Genomic DNA, 15,825 nt, shown 5'->3' with positions numbered 1-15,825 from the left:
ATAAAAGTGCAGTTCTTAAGCTGCACTTTTTAGTTAAATAAAAAATTGAATATATGCCCGAAGGTCCATCTATAGTAATCTTAAAAGAAGAAGTACAGCAATTTGCAGGACAGAAAATAATTTCTGTATCTGGAAACTCACATATTGATATTGCTCGGCTACAAGACAAAACTATTCTTGCTTTTAAAACTTGGGGAAAGCATTTTTTAATCTGTTTTAATTCATTTACAGTAAAAATTCACATGCTGATGTTTGGAACGTATCGAGTAAATGAACGCAAAGCTTCAAAACCCAGATTGAGCTTAGTTTTTGAGAATGGCGAAATAAATTTCTACACCTGCTCGGTTAAAATCCTAGAAGGCGATATCAATTCTCATTATGATTGGAGTGTTGATGTGATGAATGAAGATTGGAATCCGAAGAAAGCACAGAGGAGTATTGAAAAAATGCCGGAAAAAATGATTTGTGATGTTATTTTAGATCAAGATATTTTCTCTGGAGTTGGTAATATTATCAAAAATGAAGTTTTGTATCGTTGCTATGTTCATCCAGAATCAATTGTAGAAAAAATTCCGCCTCATACCATTAGCCAGCTTATCGCCGAATGCTCGACTTACAGCTTCGAATTTTTATATTGGAAAAAGAAATTTGAGCTCAAAAAACATTGGGAAGCGTATACCAAAAGTGTGTGTTTGCGATGTAATCTTCCGTTTCAGAAAAAACAGACGGGACAACGAAAACGCAGAAGTTTTTTCTGCACTAACTGCCAACAATTATATATATGAAAAACCAAGTAACAATAGGCTGCTCTAGCTTTTACAACAGTTTTTGGAAGACTGTTTTTTATCCTCAAAATCTTCCTTCCAAGAAATGGTTTGAGTTCTATTGCCAGCATTTTGATACATATGAGTTTAATGGAAGTTTTTACAAATTTCCAACAGTTCGTATTTTTCAAAACTGGTACAATAAAACACCCGAATCATTTTTGTTTTCGGTCAAAGTTCCAAAAGAAATCACTCATATTAAAAAGCTTATAGATTGCGAAAGCCGTTTGAATGAGTTTTATAAAATTTGTAAAGAAGGAATGAAAGACAAACTCGCCGCTATTTTGTTTCAATTTCCGCCAAGTTATGCTTTCAGCAGAGAGAAACTAGATGCTATAATTGGAATTCTCGATCATGATTTTAAAAATGTGGTAGAATTTCGTCATAAGAGCTGGTGGAATGATGAGGTTTGGAATGCTTTTAAAGAAAATAATATTACTTTTTGCAGTGTAAGTTATCCCAATCTTCCCCAAACTATTTTTAAAGATTTTCCAATACTTTATATGCGTTTTCATGGAGTTCCAAAATTATTTCATTCTAGTTATTCTACCGAAGAATTAAAACATGTAAACCAGCAGATTCATTCCAAAAAAGGATTTGTTTATTTCAATAATACTGCAAGCGAAGCAGGGATTCTGAATGCTTTAGAATTAAAAAGGATGACTATTTGATTTTTTTTTAGCGCGGAGAACGCTAAGCTTTTTTATTTTGAGCGCTTAATGCAGATTAAAAAGAGATCGCAAAGCTTTTTTTTTGTAGTTAATTTTTCTTTCTCGCAGATTTTGCAGATCTAAACAGATTTTTTTAATCTGCAGAATACTTTTCTCATAGTAAATCTGCATGATCTGCAAAATCTGCGAGAAAATGATTGCGCGTAAACATAAAAAATAAGTACAAAGAGCGCAAAGTATATTCAAAGTGTAAAAGATAATTTCTTTGCGAACTTTGCGTATACTTTGCGCTCTTTGCGGTTAAAAGAAAACTTTGCAGTTAAAAAAAACTACAATTTCAAACTTCCTTCAATTCCGTCATCCATCGTTTTTCCTGTAATAAAAGCAGCTGTCATTTTTGCAATGGCAACCATTTTTCCGTTTTTATTATTCCAATAATATCCATCTTCTGGAACTACCTTAATGACACTTAAATTTGGGTCATCTATTCCGCCTGGCATCCATATTTTTACTACCGGATCCCATAATTTCTCTATAGTTTCTCTGTCGTACGAAATGCTAGCAGTTCCATGAAGCGTTAGAAACTTATCATGCGGTTCTGCAAAGAAAATCTCAACCATTGGATTTAAGGTTATTTCTGCATTCTGACCGCTGTTTCGATCCGATAAAAACCATAGGTTTCCCAAATCGTCAATTTTCTGAACAGACATTGGTCGAGACTGCAATCTGTATTCGTTATATGTACAAAACATGCAAGTTTTAATATGCGCAGCAAGATCTTTTATTTTGTCTACTGCAAATTCATCTGTAAGGTCTTTATGATCGCCCATAACATTATATTTTTAAAGTTTTTATATTTAATTGTTTGACAAACAAATAGATATTGTCTGATAAAATTCTAAAAGTAAAGTTGGCGCTTTTTGCACTTTTTTGGATTATATAATTAAGCTTATAAATTATGAGATTTCAATTCATTTTTTTGTAAGAAATTAACTCTAAAGCTGATTTGTTACATAAAATTGCATTATATTTGAAAGATTAAAATTTCTAAGCCTAAAATACCATGACAGATTTTACTATATTCTATACTGATGACGACGAAGATGATTTATGTATTTTTGCAGATGCCGTAGAATCTATTCCTCATAATATTAAGTTACAAACCTACTCTGGAGGGCAAAATTTCTTGAACGCAATTTCTGATCCTTCTGTTGTTCCTTCTGTTGTTTTCTTGGATTTAAATATGCCAGGAAAAAATGGGTTTGATGTTTTAGAAGAACTTCGAAAATCTGATGATAAAAAAGATATCCCTGTTGTAATTTATTCAACATCAAGTGAACCTGGCAATATTGAAAGATGTCTTAATCTTGGAGCCAACTGTTTTATTACCAAACCAGTTTTAATGAGTGATATCATAAAAGCTATAGAACACGCCATGCAGATTGACTGGAAAAAATTTATTCCCAACCAATCCAATTTTGTGTTTAAATATTGATTTCAGATAAATCGGGAATATAGATATTAAAAACAGAACCTTTTCCTTTTTCGCTCGAAACGGTGATAAATCCTTTGTGGTTTTCTACGATTTTTTTCACAATGGCAAGACCAATTCCTGTTCCTTTGTATTCGCTTTCAGTATTTAGACGCTGGAAAACCTCAAATATTTTTTCTTTATAAATAAGTTCAAACCCAATTCCGTTGTCTGAAACTTGGAGATGATGGTACGCTTTAAATTCAGCATTTGGAAGCAATTTTCCATCCACTTTTGTAACAGATATTTTTACTTTTGGAGGAATACCAGGATGTGAAAACTTTAAGGCATTTTCTATCAAATTATGAAGCAGCTGTCTAAATTGAAATTGTATAAGAGTAGCTTCTCCCAAATCATGGTATTCTACAATGGCATTTTTTTCTTCAATTCGATCCGAAAAATCGCTTATGACTTCTTCTGCAATTTCATCAATTTTAACCTTTGTAAAAACACGATCGGCAGAATTAGTGCGAGAATAGGTGAGGAGATCCTGTATGAGATTTTGCATTTTTTTTGCCGAAAATTCAATTCTAGCTAAATAGGTTTTGGCATTCGCAGAAATATTCTGTTCATCCAAATCGGCTAGTCGGCTTGCAAAAGTCTGAATTTTACGCAAAGGTTCCTGAAGATCATGACTTGATATATAAGCAAATGACTGCAGTTCTATATTCATGTTGACAAGATCTCTATTTTTGAGTTCCAGTTGTGTTGTGCGTTCCATAATCTGTTGTTCCAGCTGATTGGTAAAGTTTTTTTGTTCTTCTATGTCGGTACTAGTTCCCACCCACATTTGCACTTTTCCAGATTCGTCCAATTGAGCAATTGCACGACTGAGCTGCCATCTATATTCGCCGTCATAGCGCTGAAAACGATGAATAAAAAGAAAATCATGTCCCGTTTTGATAGATTCCATCCATAGCTTCACATTTTCTTCGCGGTCGTCAGGATGAACAATCTGGAGCCAGCCATTTTTTTCAATTTCTTCTTTTGATAGTCCAGAATAATTATAAAAGGTTTCATTAAAATAATTTAGATTGCCCAAAGTGTCACTGGTCCAAATGAGTTGAGGCATAGAATCGGCAAGAAGTCTAAATTTTTTCTCGCTTTTAATTAGCACATGCTGCATATTTTTTTCTACGGTAAAATCCATTACAGTCCCAATCATCTTTGACGGATTATTATTTTCATCAAAAAAGATTTTGCCATGCATTTTAATCCATCCTATCGAATTGTCGACTTTTAAAATGCGGGCTTCATATTTGTAAATGCCTTCCTTTAGCGCTTTTGCAAAAGCTTCTTTGACAATATGTTCATCTTTAGGAAGAATACGGCTTCGAACATCTTCATGTACTATTTTAGTGCCTTTTTCAAATCCGAAGATATCTAGAATGTTATCGCTATAAATTAATTTTTTGGTTTGAAGATTTAAATCCCAAGTAGCAATTTGTCCAATTTCAGCAGCTAAACGTGCTCTTTCTTCTGTAGTTTCTACTTTTTTTCTAGCTTTCACTTTGGAGGTTACATCATAAACGGTGCACATAATTCCTGAAGCTTTTCCGTTTTTTTCGTATAATGTTGTATATTGATAATCAAGGTAGAATTTTTTAAGCTTTCCCTTAATATTAACATAAGCGATGGCTTCGTTTTCACGAATTTTTTTTCCATTCACCAAAACTTCATGCAATAATTCAGGATATTTCTGATTGCGCAATTCTGGAAAAACTTCCAACAAAGGCTTGCCTATAAAATCTTTTTCCTCTTTTTGCCAAATATCACGCATCATGGCATTATTGGCCATTTCGATTACATAATCTTTTCCTCTAAAAATGGCCATTGCAATAGGAGATTCCATTACAATACTGCGAAAAGCAATCTCGTTTTCGGTAAGCAAATGTCTTCCTTTTACTTCTGCTGTTACTTCATAGGCAACGACTATAACTCCTGTGATTCTATCATTTTCTTCTTTTAAAGGATATAGGACGAGATTAAAATAGGCTAATTCTTGCTGGTTGTAACGATTTAGAGTCAAGGCAAATTCGTCCTGAAAATAAGGAACACCAGTTTCAAATACATTTTTTAATAAAGGATAAATGGCTTCTTTGATTTCAGGAAGCGAATCAAAAATAGTTTTATTTAAAATGTCGCTTTCTTTTTTATCTACAATATTAAGACAAGTTGTGTTGGCCAATTCGGTAATAAAATCTGGTCCTTTTAGAATGCAGATTCCAAGAGGCAGCTGTTTGACTGTATTTCTAAAGCGTCTTTCGCTTTCTTCCAGATTTTTGCGCGTAAGCACTTGATCGGTAGTTTCATTGCAAATTACCAAAACACCATTTGTATTTCCGTTTTCATCATTTACGGGACTATAGCTAAAAGTCCAATAAACATCTTCCATTTTGCCATTTCTGTAAATTGGCAGCAACTGGTCTTCATGCCATGTTGCTTCTCCTTTATCCAACACCTGATCTATTAAAGGTTTTATAAAATCCCAGATTTCAGGCCAGTATTCAGCACCCTTTTCACCAAGAATATAAGGATGTTTGCCATCGTTTCCCAAGCTTGGGCGATAAGCATCATTATAAAAGCATATATGGTCCGGTCCCCAAAACAGAAACATGGGGAATTTGGAGTTTAAAAGAATTCCTAAAGTAGTGCGCAGACTCTGTGGCCATAATTCTATTGGTCCAACAGCCGTTTTGCTCCAATCTTTAGCACGGGTTAGTTGTCCCATTTCTCCTCCATTAGCCAGAAAAGAATAGTTTTTATTCATTTAAAGGTTGTATTTATTGGTCTCAAAATCAGCTAATTTTTCAATATTTTCTAGTGATTCAAATTAGCCTTAGCTAAAATTAAGAAAAAATAAATATTCATTTGAAGGCGATTTTTGAATGAGGCAACATTAAAATCAATTGAGTTAATTTTATCTTGTTTCTATACGGAAATTTGATAAACAGATAAAGTTAAAAGATATGAAACGAGAAGATTCAAAACATGAAACCGACAATATAAAGAGATATCAGGATGAAGGTTATACTGCCAGCTATCTATTCGAAAATGATCGTTTAATAGACGCAGAAACTAAAGAATCTTATAAACCTGAAGATATATTTATTGTAGCACACCATCGATATGAAGGAATGAGCGATCCTGATGATATGTCGATTTTGTATGTTATAGAAACAAAAGATAAAAGAAAGGGAACGCATTTGTTAGGATATGGTCCAATGGCCGATTTAGAAGAAGCCGAATTTTTTAAAGATATTCCAAAAGCCAATTATTCTAAAAATGCAGACATAAACGAACTAACATAAAAGGATAAAAATAGATTGGTATTTTTATTTTGCTGATGAGCAGTTGTTTCAAATTTATTTGAGGCAGCTGCTTTTTTTTTAGGTGCTAAGATACTAAGTTGCTGAGATGCTAAGTTTTTTTCTCACTGTTTTTTGAAATCTTAGAAACTCAGCAACTTAGTATCTCAGCAACTTTAAATAAAAATTATGAAATATCTCTACAAAATTCTATAAAGATTTGACCGACAATATGAACGAAATTTGGATTATAGAAATGAAGTAAAAACCAAAGTTAGTTTTTGTACGTAAATAATTACTAACTGATTCGTTAAACCAAAACAACCATATAATGAAAAAACTTTACATAAATACTGGAAGCTTTGATGCTGTTTTTAATAATTTAAAAGAAAGTTTTGGCGGAAACTTAAAAGTGAACGTCAATAAAGTGAATGTCAATGAATACAAATTGACAATTAAATCAAAATGGGCAAAAGGGAGTATTACTGGCGTTCGTTTTGAAAAAGAGATGTCATATCTAAGTTTTGATTTAACTTTCAATCAAGAGGTTAGTTTAAGTATTGAATCAAATCCGTTTTCACCTGTATTTTTTGCGTATTGCGAGAATGGAAATGTTTTGCATAGCTTTGGTGCCAATGGCGCGATTAATTGTCTTAAAAAACAGCAATCAGGTATTTTGAGTAATTCTTCTACGATTAATAGTGTATTGTATTTTCAAAGTCATCAGCAGATTCAATTTTCAATAATCGGGATGCCAACAACAATCGAAAATCAAGAAATTGACTTTGTTTCGCAAGTAAAAAAAATATTTACAAGCAATTCTGGAAATTACATTTACATAGGAGATAAAAATCACAAAATTGAAGATAAATCACAAAAACTTAAAATACTTCCAAACCAAGGAGCACTTCGTTATGTGTTAATGAAAAGCATTTTGCGAGAAATATTGGAACTAGAGATAGCGCAGCATAGTTATAATTATCTGACGCCATTTGTGCCAATTTTAAACTTTGCTGTTAAACAGTTGAGTGAAATTAAGAAACTATCAGATATAGGTTTTGGGCACATTATAGCACCAGCTTTATATCTTAAAAGGAATTTGCAAGCACGAACACTAAAAGGAAAATTATTAGAATTAGAACCATACAATCAAAAATTAGCTAGCTAGTAAGCATTATTATAACCTTCACTTTCAAAAAAAAAACAGCTTTGATCGAGCTGTTTTTTTCTTTTTATAACTTACTCTTTTTCAAAATAAAGAATAAAATAAACCATTATAAGATTTAAAATCAGAGATATACTGTTGGTGATAATTATGGGAAGATCGTTTTTTAGAATGCCATAAACCACCCAAATCGCAATTCCGAAAGTAAGCGTACCAAACATTTTAAGCGAAATCTGCTTTACTTTTTTGGTTTTCCAAACCTTCAGAATTTGCGGAATTGTCGATATCGTAACACACGCTCCAGCAAAAAGGCCTATGATGTCTATGTAATTCATTTTTTCATTTTTTCATTTTTTTAGTTCCACAGGTAAAAAGGCGCAAAGGCACAAAGTTTCATGTGTAATTTATCCTTGGTTTGTATGACAAACCAGATGGGAAATATACTCAAAGTGAAAAAACTTTGAACCTTTGCCACTTAGCCACTTTGAACCTTTAAAAAATCAACCTACCATTTCCCCGCCATTAATATGAATAAACTGCCCTGTAATATAACTGCTATCTTGAGAAGCCAAAAACACATAAGCAGGCGCCACTTCTGATGGCTGTCCCGCTCTTTCCATCGGATTATCTTTTCCAAAATCAGACAATTTGTCAAAGCTTGCTACAATCAGAGGTGTCCAAATAGGTCCTGGTGCAACGCCATTTACGCGAATTTTCTTTTTGGCCAGCATAGTCGAAAGAGAACGCGTAAAACTTACAATCGCGCCTTTTGTACTGGCATAATCTGCTAAGTGTTCGCTTCCGCGAAAAGCTGTTACAGAAGTGGTATTGATAATTGTGTCGCCTTCTTTTAGAAATGAAAGTGCCGCTTTGGTAATATAAAAAAAAGGATAAATATTGGTTTCAAAGGTTTTATGAAGCTGATTAACAGTTATTTTTTCTAACTCGTTTTGCGGAAACTGAGTCGCTGCATTGTTTACAATGATATTGAGACTTTTAAAAGTGGTGTGACATTTTTTAATAGCACTTTTACAAAACTTTTCATCTCTAAGATCGCCGCTTATCAAGAGACATTGCTGACCTTCCTTTTCGACCAAGACTTTTGTTTCGAGTGCATCTTTATCTTCTTTCAAATAAACAATTGCAATATTGGCGCCTTCGCGTGCAAAATGTATGGCAACACTTCGGCCGATTCCGCTGTCGCCTCCTGTAATAAAAGCTGTTTTGCCTAGCAATTTACCGCTGCCAACATAATTTTCTCTAATAATCTCAGGTTCCGGATTCATCATATGTTCGTTTCCGGGAAGATTCTGTTTCTGTTCGGGAAATGTTTGTTTCTTTTTCATGATCTCAATCTTTTTAGGCTTTGTATGTTATTTAAAATTACTTGATAACTAAAAATAGCTTTGTCTTAAAAGAAATTTTGTTTAGCTCAATCAAAGCAAAAATGGTAAATCATGTATGAAAATACACCTGTTCTTGTAAAATGTTAAAATAATAATGAATTTCTAATAGGTTAGCAATCACGTAGTAGATTTAAAAGGATTGCAAAAGATGGGAATTTTGTAACTATTTTCAATTTAAATAAAAAACCTGCCCGTTATTTTTTTTATACATTTGAGAATTTCCACATCATTTTTTACGAAATGATTTTACAATTTGTTTGAAAAATAAGAAAATTTTTATAATATTTTAAAATTAAGTATTTTGATTTACAACCGATTTAGCTTTCCATCATGGTATTAATTGTAGACGATATAAGGGCAAATATTATCGCCCTAAAAAAAACATTAGAGCTGCATAATATCGATGTTGATAGTGCCGAATCTGGAGAAGAAGCTCTTAAAAAAATTCTTAAGACAGATTACTGCCTGATTATTATGGATGTTCAAATGCCCGGACTTGACGGCTTTGAAGTGGTAAAAATCCTTTCAGGAAATCAGCGTACAAAAGATATTCCTGTTATTTTCCTCTCGGCCCTTAATACTGAGAAAAAATACATCTTTAAAGGATACGAAACAGGAGCTGTTGAATACATTACAAAACCCGTAGATAGCGATTTACTCATTCTTAAAGTAAAGACCTTCCTTAAAATCTACGAACAGCAAAACGAATTGAAAGCGATGAAAGACCTGCTTTCTAAAGAAATCAAGATTAGAAAAGAGGCGCAGGATAATCTGGAAATCAAAATTGCAGAAAGAACCAAAGAACTGGTTCAGAAAAATGAAGAATTAGAACTCCGAAATCATGAACTGCAGCAGTTTTCTTGGGTTGTTTCCCACGATTTGAATGAGCCTATCCGTAAAATCCAAATTTTCATTAAAATTATAAAAGACCTTTACTTAAAAGCAGACGACAAAGCAGTAGATTATGTAGACCGAACTATAAAATCGGCAGAGAGAATGCAGACTTTAATTACCGATCTTTTGGCATATTCCAGACTTTCGGCGCAGGTAAAACCTGAAAAAACAGATTTAAATGTGGTTTTGCAAGAAGTGCTTGGAGATTTTGATTATCTCATAGAACGCAAAAATGCTGTAATAAAAACCAACGAACTTCCAACGATTGATAGTATTCCGAGTCAGATGCGCCAGGTTTTTCAAAATTTGATTGGTAATGCTTTGAAATTTTCTGGAAATGAAGAAAAACCGATAATAGAGATTACTTCTGAAACCATTTTAGAGAAAACAATCGAAAGTCCGACTTCTCCAGAAGGAAAATTTTGCAGAATTACAGTAAAAGATAACGGAATTGGTTTTGATGAAATTTACCTTGACCGTATTTTTATTATCTTTCAAAGCTTAAATGACCGCCAAACCTATGAAGGAACTGGAATCGGATTGGCAATTGCAAAGAAAATCATAGAAAAACATAACGGATTAATCACGGCTAAAAGCAAACAGGGAGAAGGTGCAAGTTTTATCATTGTACTTCCTTTAAAATACGAATAAAATAATTTAGAAATATATGAATGGTAATTTTAAAAGAAACTTATTAATTAGTTCACTGGTTTCACTTCTTGTGCTTACTATTAGTTCTGTAGCTTCATTTATTAGTATCAAAAGTTTATTAAACAGTAACTTTTGGGTCAATCATACCCAAGATGTAATTTATAACCTAAATGAAGGTTCGTCGATTATAACAGAAGCTCAAACTAGCATGAGAGGGTATCTACTTACAGGAGACGAGCAGTTTGTAGATCGTTTTAATGACTCTGAATCCAAATCAAATAGTTATTTTGAAAAATTAGATAAATTGACGTCTGATAATCCTTCACAGCAAAAGCTGCTCGAAGAATTAAATACAAAACGTTCAGGTTTCTTTAAATATTTAAACAATCAGATTGTAAAAAAACGTTTAAGCAAGCAGACGTTGATTTTTGATCTGAATGAGGGAAGAAATATGATGAACGAGATAAGAGCGATCATCAAGAAAATTGAAAATACAGAACAAAATCTTTTGCAAGAACGTAACTCAAATTCAGAACGTTACGGAACTTACAGCTTGATTTTGATTGTTATTGCTTTTGTTATTGCCGTTCTTATTTCTATTGTTTTCATGATTAGAATTCTGAAAGATTATAACGAAAGATCTCTATTACAGCAGGAATTGATCAATAAAGATAAAGAAACTGCGGAAAGGCTTGAAGTCATTGGAGGAATTGCGTCTCAGATTTCGAGAGGAAATTATGATGTTCAGATTGATGACAGAAAAGGCGATACGCTTGGTGCTCTAGGAACATCTATTCACGAAATGAAAGATTCGTTGAAAAATTCTTTCGAGTTATTATCTCAAAAAGAATGGCTTCAGTCGGGAGTTGCAGCTTTAAATGATAAAATGCTGGGCGAAAAAACCATTCAGAAATTATCTAAAGACGTTATCGAATTTTTATGCCAATATACCAATAGTAGCGCTGGAGTTCTGTATGTTGTTGATGGAGAAGAAATGGCAATTTCTGGAGGCTACAGTTATATACCAAGTAAAAATAGAGAACGCATTAAAAAAGGTGAAGGGCTTATTGGGCAAGCAATTGTTTCGGGTAAAATGCTCGAATTGAAATCACTTTCGCCAGATAATATTCAAATCAATTATGCCTTAGGAGAAATTAAGCCAACTCATATTGTGGCGCTTCCGCTAATGGATTTCAAAGTAGAAGGTGCAGTTGAATTGGCGAGTATTTATGGTTTTTCTGTGCTGCAGTTAGAGTTTTTAAATATGGTTGCCAATAATATCGGAATTGCTTTGAAAGCAACGCAAAACCGTAAAAGAGTAATGGAACTTCTTGAAGAAACTAAATCTCAAGCAGAAGAATTGCAAATTCAGCATAGCGAATTGGAAGCCATAAACGCAGAGTTGGAAGCGCAGACCGAAAAATTGCAGGCTTCGGAGGAAGAACTTCGCGTACAGCAGGAGGAATTGGAACAAACCAACGAAGAATTATCAGAAAGAAGTGTTTTATTAGAAGAGAAAAATACAGAAATTCAAAAGAAATCTGAAGCTTTAGAGCTGACAACTCGCTACAAATCTGAGTTTTTGGCAAATATGTCGCATGAGTTGAGAACACCGCTGAATTCGATTTTATTGCTGAGCCGTTTATTGTCTGAAAATAACAATAAAACGATGAATAATGAAGAAATTGAATTTGCAAAAGTAATTCAGAGTTCAGGTAACAGTTTGCTTGGATTAATAGATGAAATTCTGGATTTATCTAAGATTGAAGCTGGTAAAATGGATCTCGAATTTTTGGACGTTTCTACTAAAGAAATTACAGATAACCTTCATAATTTGTTCTATATGGTGGCAAAAGAGAAGGGAATTAATTTTGAAATTATTGCCAAAGAAGCGCCGATTGTTATTAAAACAGATAAAATGCGTTTGGAGCAAATTCTGAAAAACTTGATTTCAAATGCCATTAAATTTACCGAAAAAGGAACTGTTTCTCTTGAAATTAAGGTAGATACAGACGATGATAAAATAATCTGCTTTATTGTAAAAGATACCGGAATCGGAATTCCGTTAGAAAAACAGCCTTTAATTTTTGAAGCTTTCCAACAAGCTGATGGTTCAACAAAACGTAAATATGGCGGAACTGGTTTAGGATTATCAATTAGTCGTGAATTGGCTAAATTGTTAAGAGGAGAAATCATCCTGAATAGTAAAGTCAATGAAGGAAGTACATTTACATTATGCCTTCCAGTTTTTGGATTTGCAATCAATAAAGTTTCGGTTAATAAAATTCCGCATGCAGAAGAAGTTGAAGAAACCACCGAAAGCGAAGAGGTAAAACCAAAATATATTAGCGAAGTTGTACCAGAAGAAATTGAAGACGACAGAGATTCAATCGTAGAAGGAGATAAAGTGATTCTGATTGTAGAAGACGATATCAGTTTTGCCAAATCGTTACTAGCTTTTACTCAGAAAAAAGGTTACAAGGGAGTGGTTGCCGTGAGAGGAGATTATGCGTTGAACTTTGCTTTAATCTATAAACCAATCGGAATTCTATTGGATATTGAACTTCCAATTAAGAGTGGTTGGGAAGTTTTGGAAGAATTGAAAAATCATTCTCAAACCAAACATATTTCGGTGCATATTATGTCATCGCACAAATTAAAGCAAGAGAGTTTATTGAAAGGAGCTGTAGATTTCTTAGACAAACCAGTTGCTTTTGATAAAATTCCTGAGGTTTTTATGCGTATCGAACATATTATCAATAAAGAATCTCAAAAGGTTTTAATTATCGAAGATAACCCAAAACATGCAAAGGCATTGGCTTATTTCTTAGAAACTTATAATATCAATTCTGAAATTAAAAGTGAAGTTTCGGCAGGTTTATCGGCGTTAAGCAAAGAAGAAGTAGACTGCGTGATTCTGGATATGGGAATTCCAGACAAGCAAGCGTATGAGATTCTGGATGGCGTGAAGAAAAGTCCAGGATTAGAGAATCTGCCAGTAATTGTTTTTACAGGAAAAAGTTTGTCGATAAAAGAAGAATTAAAGATCAGAAAATATGCTGACTCTATTATTGTAAAAACGGCACATTCATACCAAAGAATGCTTGATGAGGTTTCGCTTTTCCTTCATTTGGTTGAAGAAAAGAAAGATGGGAATAGTCAAAAAGAGAACCATAAGAAACTGAATTCGCTAAACAACATTCTGTTTGAGAAAAAAGTATTGATTGTAGATGATGATGTGCGAAATATATATTCGCTTTCAAAAGCTCTAGAAGCATTTAAAATGAATGTAATTACGGCTTTTGACGGAAAAGAAGCCATCAAAATTTTGGATGAAAATCCAGACACAGATGTTGTATTGTTAGACATGATGATGCCAAATATGGACGGCTATGAAACAGCGGAAAAGATAAGAAGCAATCCTAAATTTCTTAACTTAGCAGTAATAGCAGTAACGGCCAAAGCAATGACCGGTGATAGAGAAAAATGTATTAAGGCTGGAGCCTCAGATTATATTACAAAACCTGTAGATGTTGACCAGCTGTTATCATTGCTGCGAGTATGGCTTTATGATAAAATCTAATCTTTAAAATGCTTTAAATGGGAAAAAAACGTGTGTTGATTGTAGATGATGATTCAAGGAATATTTTTGCTATGGTAAATACCTTAAAAGCAAAATCTTATGATTGTGTATCTTGTCTAAGTGCCGAAGAAGCTTTAAAAATATTAAAAGAAGACTCATCGATAGATGTCGTTTTGATAGATATGATGATGCCTGAAATGGATGGTTATGAAGCAATTCCGCTTATAAAAGCAATTCCATCACAAGGATCTACATTGGTGGTTGCCGTAACAGCACAGGCAATGGCAGGAGATAAAGAAAAATGTTTACAAGCTGGAGCAGATGCCTACATCTCAAAACCTGTAGATGTTGATAAATTACTTCAGATCTTGGGAGGAAATTTAAATGAATTATGATTGAAGATATTGAACTGGAAACCCTTATAAATGATGTTTACGAATATTACGGTTTTGATTTTGGAAGTTACTCCAGAGCATCACTCAAAAGACGTGTAAGTAGGGTTTTTACTTTGGATGGATTTAAGCATTTTCATGATTTTTTGTCTAAAGTCCGTACAGATCCAGAATATTGCAAAAGAATGATTGACGAAATTACGGTCAACGTGACAGAGATGTTTCGTGATCCGTCATTTTACCTTACACTTAGAAAAGAAATCCTTCCGTTATTAGGAACCAAGCCTTTTATCCGTATTTGGCATGCAGGGTGTTCTACGGGAGAAGAAGTATATTCGATGGCGATTATGCTAAAAGAAGCAGGACTATTGCATAAATCTATATTATACGCAACAGATATAAACGCTTCGGTGCTAGAAACAGCCAAAAGCGGTATTTTTCCGTTGCGAATGATAAAAGATTATGCCGATAATTATCGTGATGCGGGTGGTCTGCATGATTTTTCAGATTATTATATTGCCAATTACGGCTTCGCAAAGTTTAACGAAAGCCTTTCTGAGAAAATGGTTTTCTCACAGCATAATTTAGTTTCAGACACTTCATTTAATGAGTTTGACCTTATTTTATGCCGCAATGTTTTAATTTATTTTGATAATAATCTACAAAAAAGAGTTGTTAATCTATTTGATGACAGTCTGGCCGTTTTGGGTTTTTTGGCACTCGGAACAAAAGAAACGATAAAGTATTCTATATCTCAAACCAAATACAAACAATTTGCTAAAGAGAAAATATGGAGAAAAATAAAAGAATAACAAATTGTAAAGTAGTAATAATTGGAGGTTCGGCTGGAAGTTTACAGGCATTATTGCAGATTTTGCCTTTTATAGAAAAATCAATCTCATTTGCTGTTGTAATTGTAGTTCACAGAAAAAACTCAGACGAGCAAACCTTAGAAAGCTTAATTGCTTTAAAATCTAAAATCATTGTAAAAGAAGTAGAAGACAAAGTAAAACTAGAATCTGGTTTTCTCTATATCGCACCTTCCAATTATCATTTACTGTTTGAGAAAGACGGAACACTTTCATTAGACACTTCAGAAAAAGTAAATTATAGCAGACCAAGCATAGATGTTTCTTTTGAGTCGGCTGCAGAAATATATAGTGAACATTTGGTTGGAATATTGCTTTCAGGTTCCAATTCAGATGGAACAATTGGGCTTCGTGCAATTCAGGCCGCTGGCGGTATAAGTGTAGTGCAGAATCCGCTTTCTGCAGAAATGCCTTTTATGCCTAATAATGCAATTCTACATACAGTTCCAGATTTTGTTTTAAAAACCGAAGAAATTCTTGAATTTATTAAAGAAATTAATATTACTGATTTTTGATTAACGATTTTTGATT

At 33.4% G+C, this 15,825-nt stretch carries 14 protein-coding genes; 10 read left to right on the top strand and 4 right to left on the bottom strand.

Translation table 11 applies throughout. The features are described from left to right. The first annotated feature begins 53 nt into the window (after positions 1–53). A complete protein-coding gene (locus tag NU08_RS09345) occupies positions 54–785 on the top strand; it encodes a DNA-formamidopyrimidine glycosylase family protein (protein ID WP_129746869.1) in 732 nt (243 codons plus the stop codon). Beyond that, the gene (locus tag NU08_RS09340; RefSeq protein WP_129746868.1) at positions 782–1,495 is read left to right on the top strand and encodes a DUF72 domain-containing protein; all 714 of its coding nucleotides are present in this window, start codon (positions 782–784) and stop codon (positions 1,493–1,495) included. The genes NU08_RS09345 and NU08_RS09340 overlap by 4 nt, the downstream gene beginning before the upstream one ends. Before the next feature lie 329 nt (positions 1,496–1,824). Here the strand turns inward: NU08_RS09340 and NU08_RS09335 are convergent, their stop codons facing one another. Further along, a complete protein-coding gene (locus NU08_RS09335) occupies positions 1,825–2,325 on the bottom strand; it encodes a pyridoxamine 5'-phosphate oxidase family protein (RefSeq protein ID WP_129746867.1) in 501 nt (166 codons plus the stop codon). 233 nt (positions 2,326–2,558) lie between these two features. On the opposite strand from NU08_RS09335, the gene NU08_RS09330 reads away from it, so the two are divergent. After that, entirely contained in the window at positions 2,559–2,990 is a 432-nt protein-coding gene (locus NU08_RS09330; RefSeq protein ID WP_129746866.1) for a response regulator, read from the top strand. Here NU08_RS09330 and NU08_RS09325 read toward each other — a convergent pair. Further along, positions 2,980–5,796, bottom strand: a complete 2,817-nt coding sequence (locus NU08_RS09325) for a PAS domain-containing protein (protein ID WP_129746865.1) — start codon at positions 5,794–5,796, stop codon at positions 2,980–2,982. The genes NU08_RS09330 and NU08_RS09325 overlap by 11 nt on opposite strands. 199 nt (positions 5,797–5,995) lie before the next feature. On the opposite strand from NU08_RS09325, the gene NU08_RS09320 reads away from it, so the two are divergent. Continuing rightward, positions 5,996–6,337, top strand: a complete 342-nt coding sequence (locus NU08_RS09320) for a hypothetical protein (RefSeq protein ID WP_129746864.1) — start codon at positions 5,996–5,998, stop codon at positions 6,335–6,337. 328 nt (positions 6,338–6,665) lie between these two features. Further along, a complete protein-coding gene (locus tag NU08_RS09315) occupies positions 6,666–7,502 on the top strand; it encodes a hypothetical protein (RefSeq protein ID WP_129746863.1) in 837 nt (278 codons plus the stop codon). A 71-nt stretch (positions 7,503–7,573) separates the two neighbouring features. Here NU08_RS09315 and NU08_RS09310 read toward each other — a convergent pair whose 3' ends face one another. Both NU08_RS09310 and NU08_RS09305 read right to left on the bottom strand, forming a co-directional pair. Next, entirely contained in the window at positions 7,574–7,834 is a 261-nt protein-coding gene (locus tag NU08_RS09310) for a SemiSWEET family sugar transporter (protein WP_111369762.1), read from the bottom strand. Between the two features lie 165 nt (positions 7,835–7,999). Further along, positions 8,000–8,845 (bottom strand): SDR family oxidoreductase, encoded by an 846-nt coding sequence (locus tag NU08_RS09305; RefSeq protein WP_129746862.1) that lies wholly within the window; start codon positions 8,843–8,845, stop codon positions 8,000–8,002. Positions 8,846–9,235: 390 nt separating this feature from the next. Here NU08_RS09305 and NU08_RS09300 point away from each other — a divergent pair, with 390 nt between their 5' ends. Genes NU08_RS09300 through NU08_RS09280 form a run of 5 tightly spaced genes read left to right on the top strand, consistent with a single transcriptional unit; the run spans position 9,236 to position 15,809 of the window. Further along, positions 9,236–10,450: a response regulator gene (locus NU08_RS09300; protein WP_129746861.1), complete on the top strand. Its 1,215-nt coding sequence runs from the start codon at positions 9,236–9,238 to the stop codon at positions 10,448–10,450. Positions 10,451–10,466: 16 nt separating this feature from the next. Continuing rightward, on the top strand, positions 10,467–14,033 hold the full coding sequence (locus tag NU08_RS09295; RefSeq protein WP_129746860.1) for a response regulator: 3,567 nt from the start codon (positions 10,467–10,469) through the stop codon (positions 14,031–14,033). A gap of 17 nt (positions 14,034–14,050) precedes the next feature. Continuing rightward, on the top strand, positions 14,051–14,428 hold the full coding sequence (locus NU08_RS09290; protein WP_129746859.1) for a response regulator: 378 nt from the start codon (positions 14,051–14,053) through the stop codon (positions 14,426–14,428). Next, the gene (locus NU08_RS09285) at positions 14,425–15,237 is read left to right on the top strand and encodes a CheR family methyltransferase (protein ID WP_129746858.1); all 813 of its coding nucleotides are present in this window, start codon (positions 14,425–14,427) and stop codon (positions 15,235–15,237) included. The genes NU08_RS09290 and NU08_RS09285 overlap by 4 nt, the downstream gene beginning before the upstream one ends. Further along, a complete protein-coding gene (locus tag NU08_RS09280) occupies positions 15,216–15,809 on the top strand; it encodes a chemotaxis protein CheB (RefSeq protein WP_129746857.1) in 594 nt (197 codons plus the stop codon). The genes NU08_RS09285 and NU08_RS09280 overlap by 22 nt, the downstream gene beginning before the upstream one ends. Positions 15,810–15,825: the final 16 nt, after the last annotated feature.

Source organism: Flavobacterium anhuiense, from assembly GCF_004151235.1.
GTDB lineage: Bacteria > Bacteroidota > Bacteroidia > Flavobacteriales > Flavobacteriaceae > Flavobacterium > Flavobacterium anhuiense_A.
This window is presented reverse-complemented; position numbering and strand designations above follow the sequence as displayed.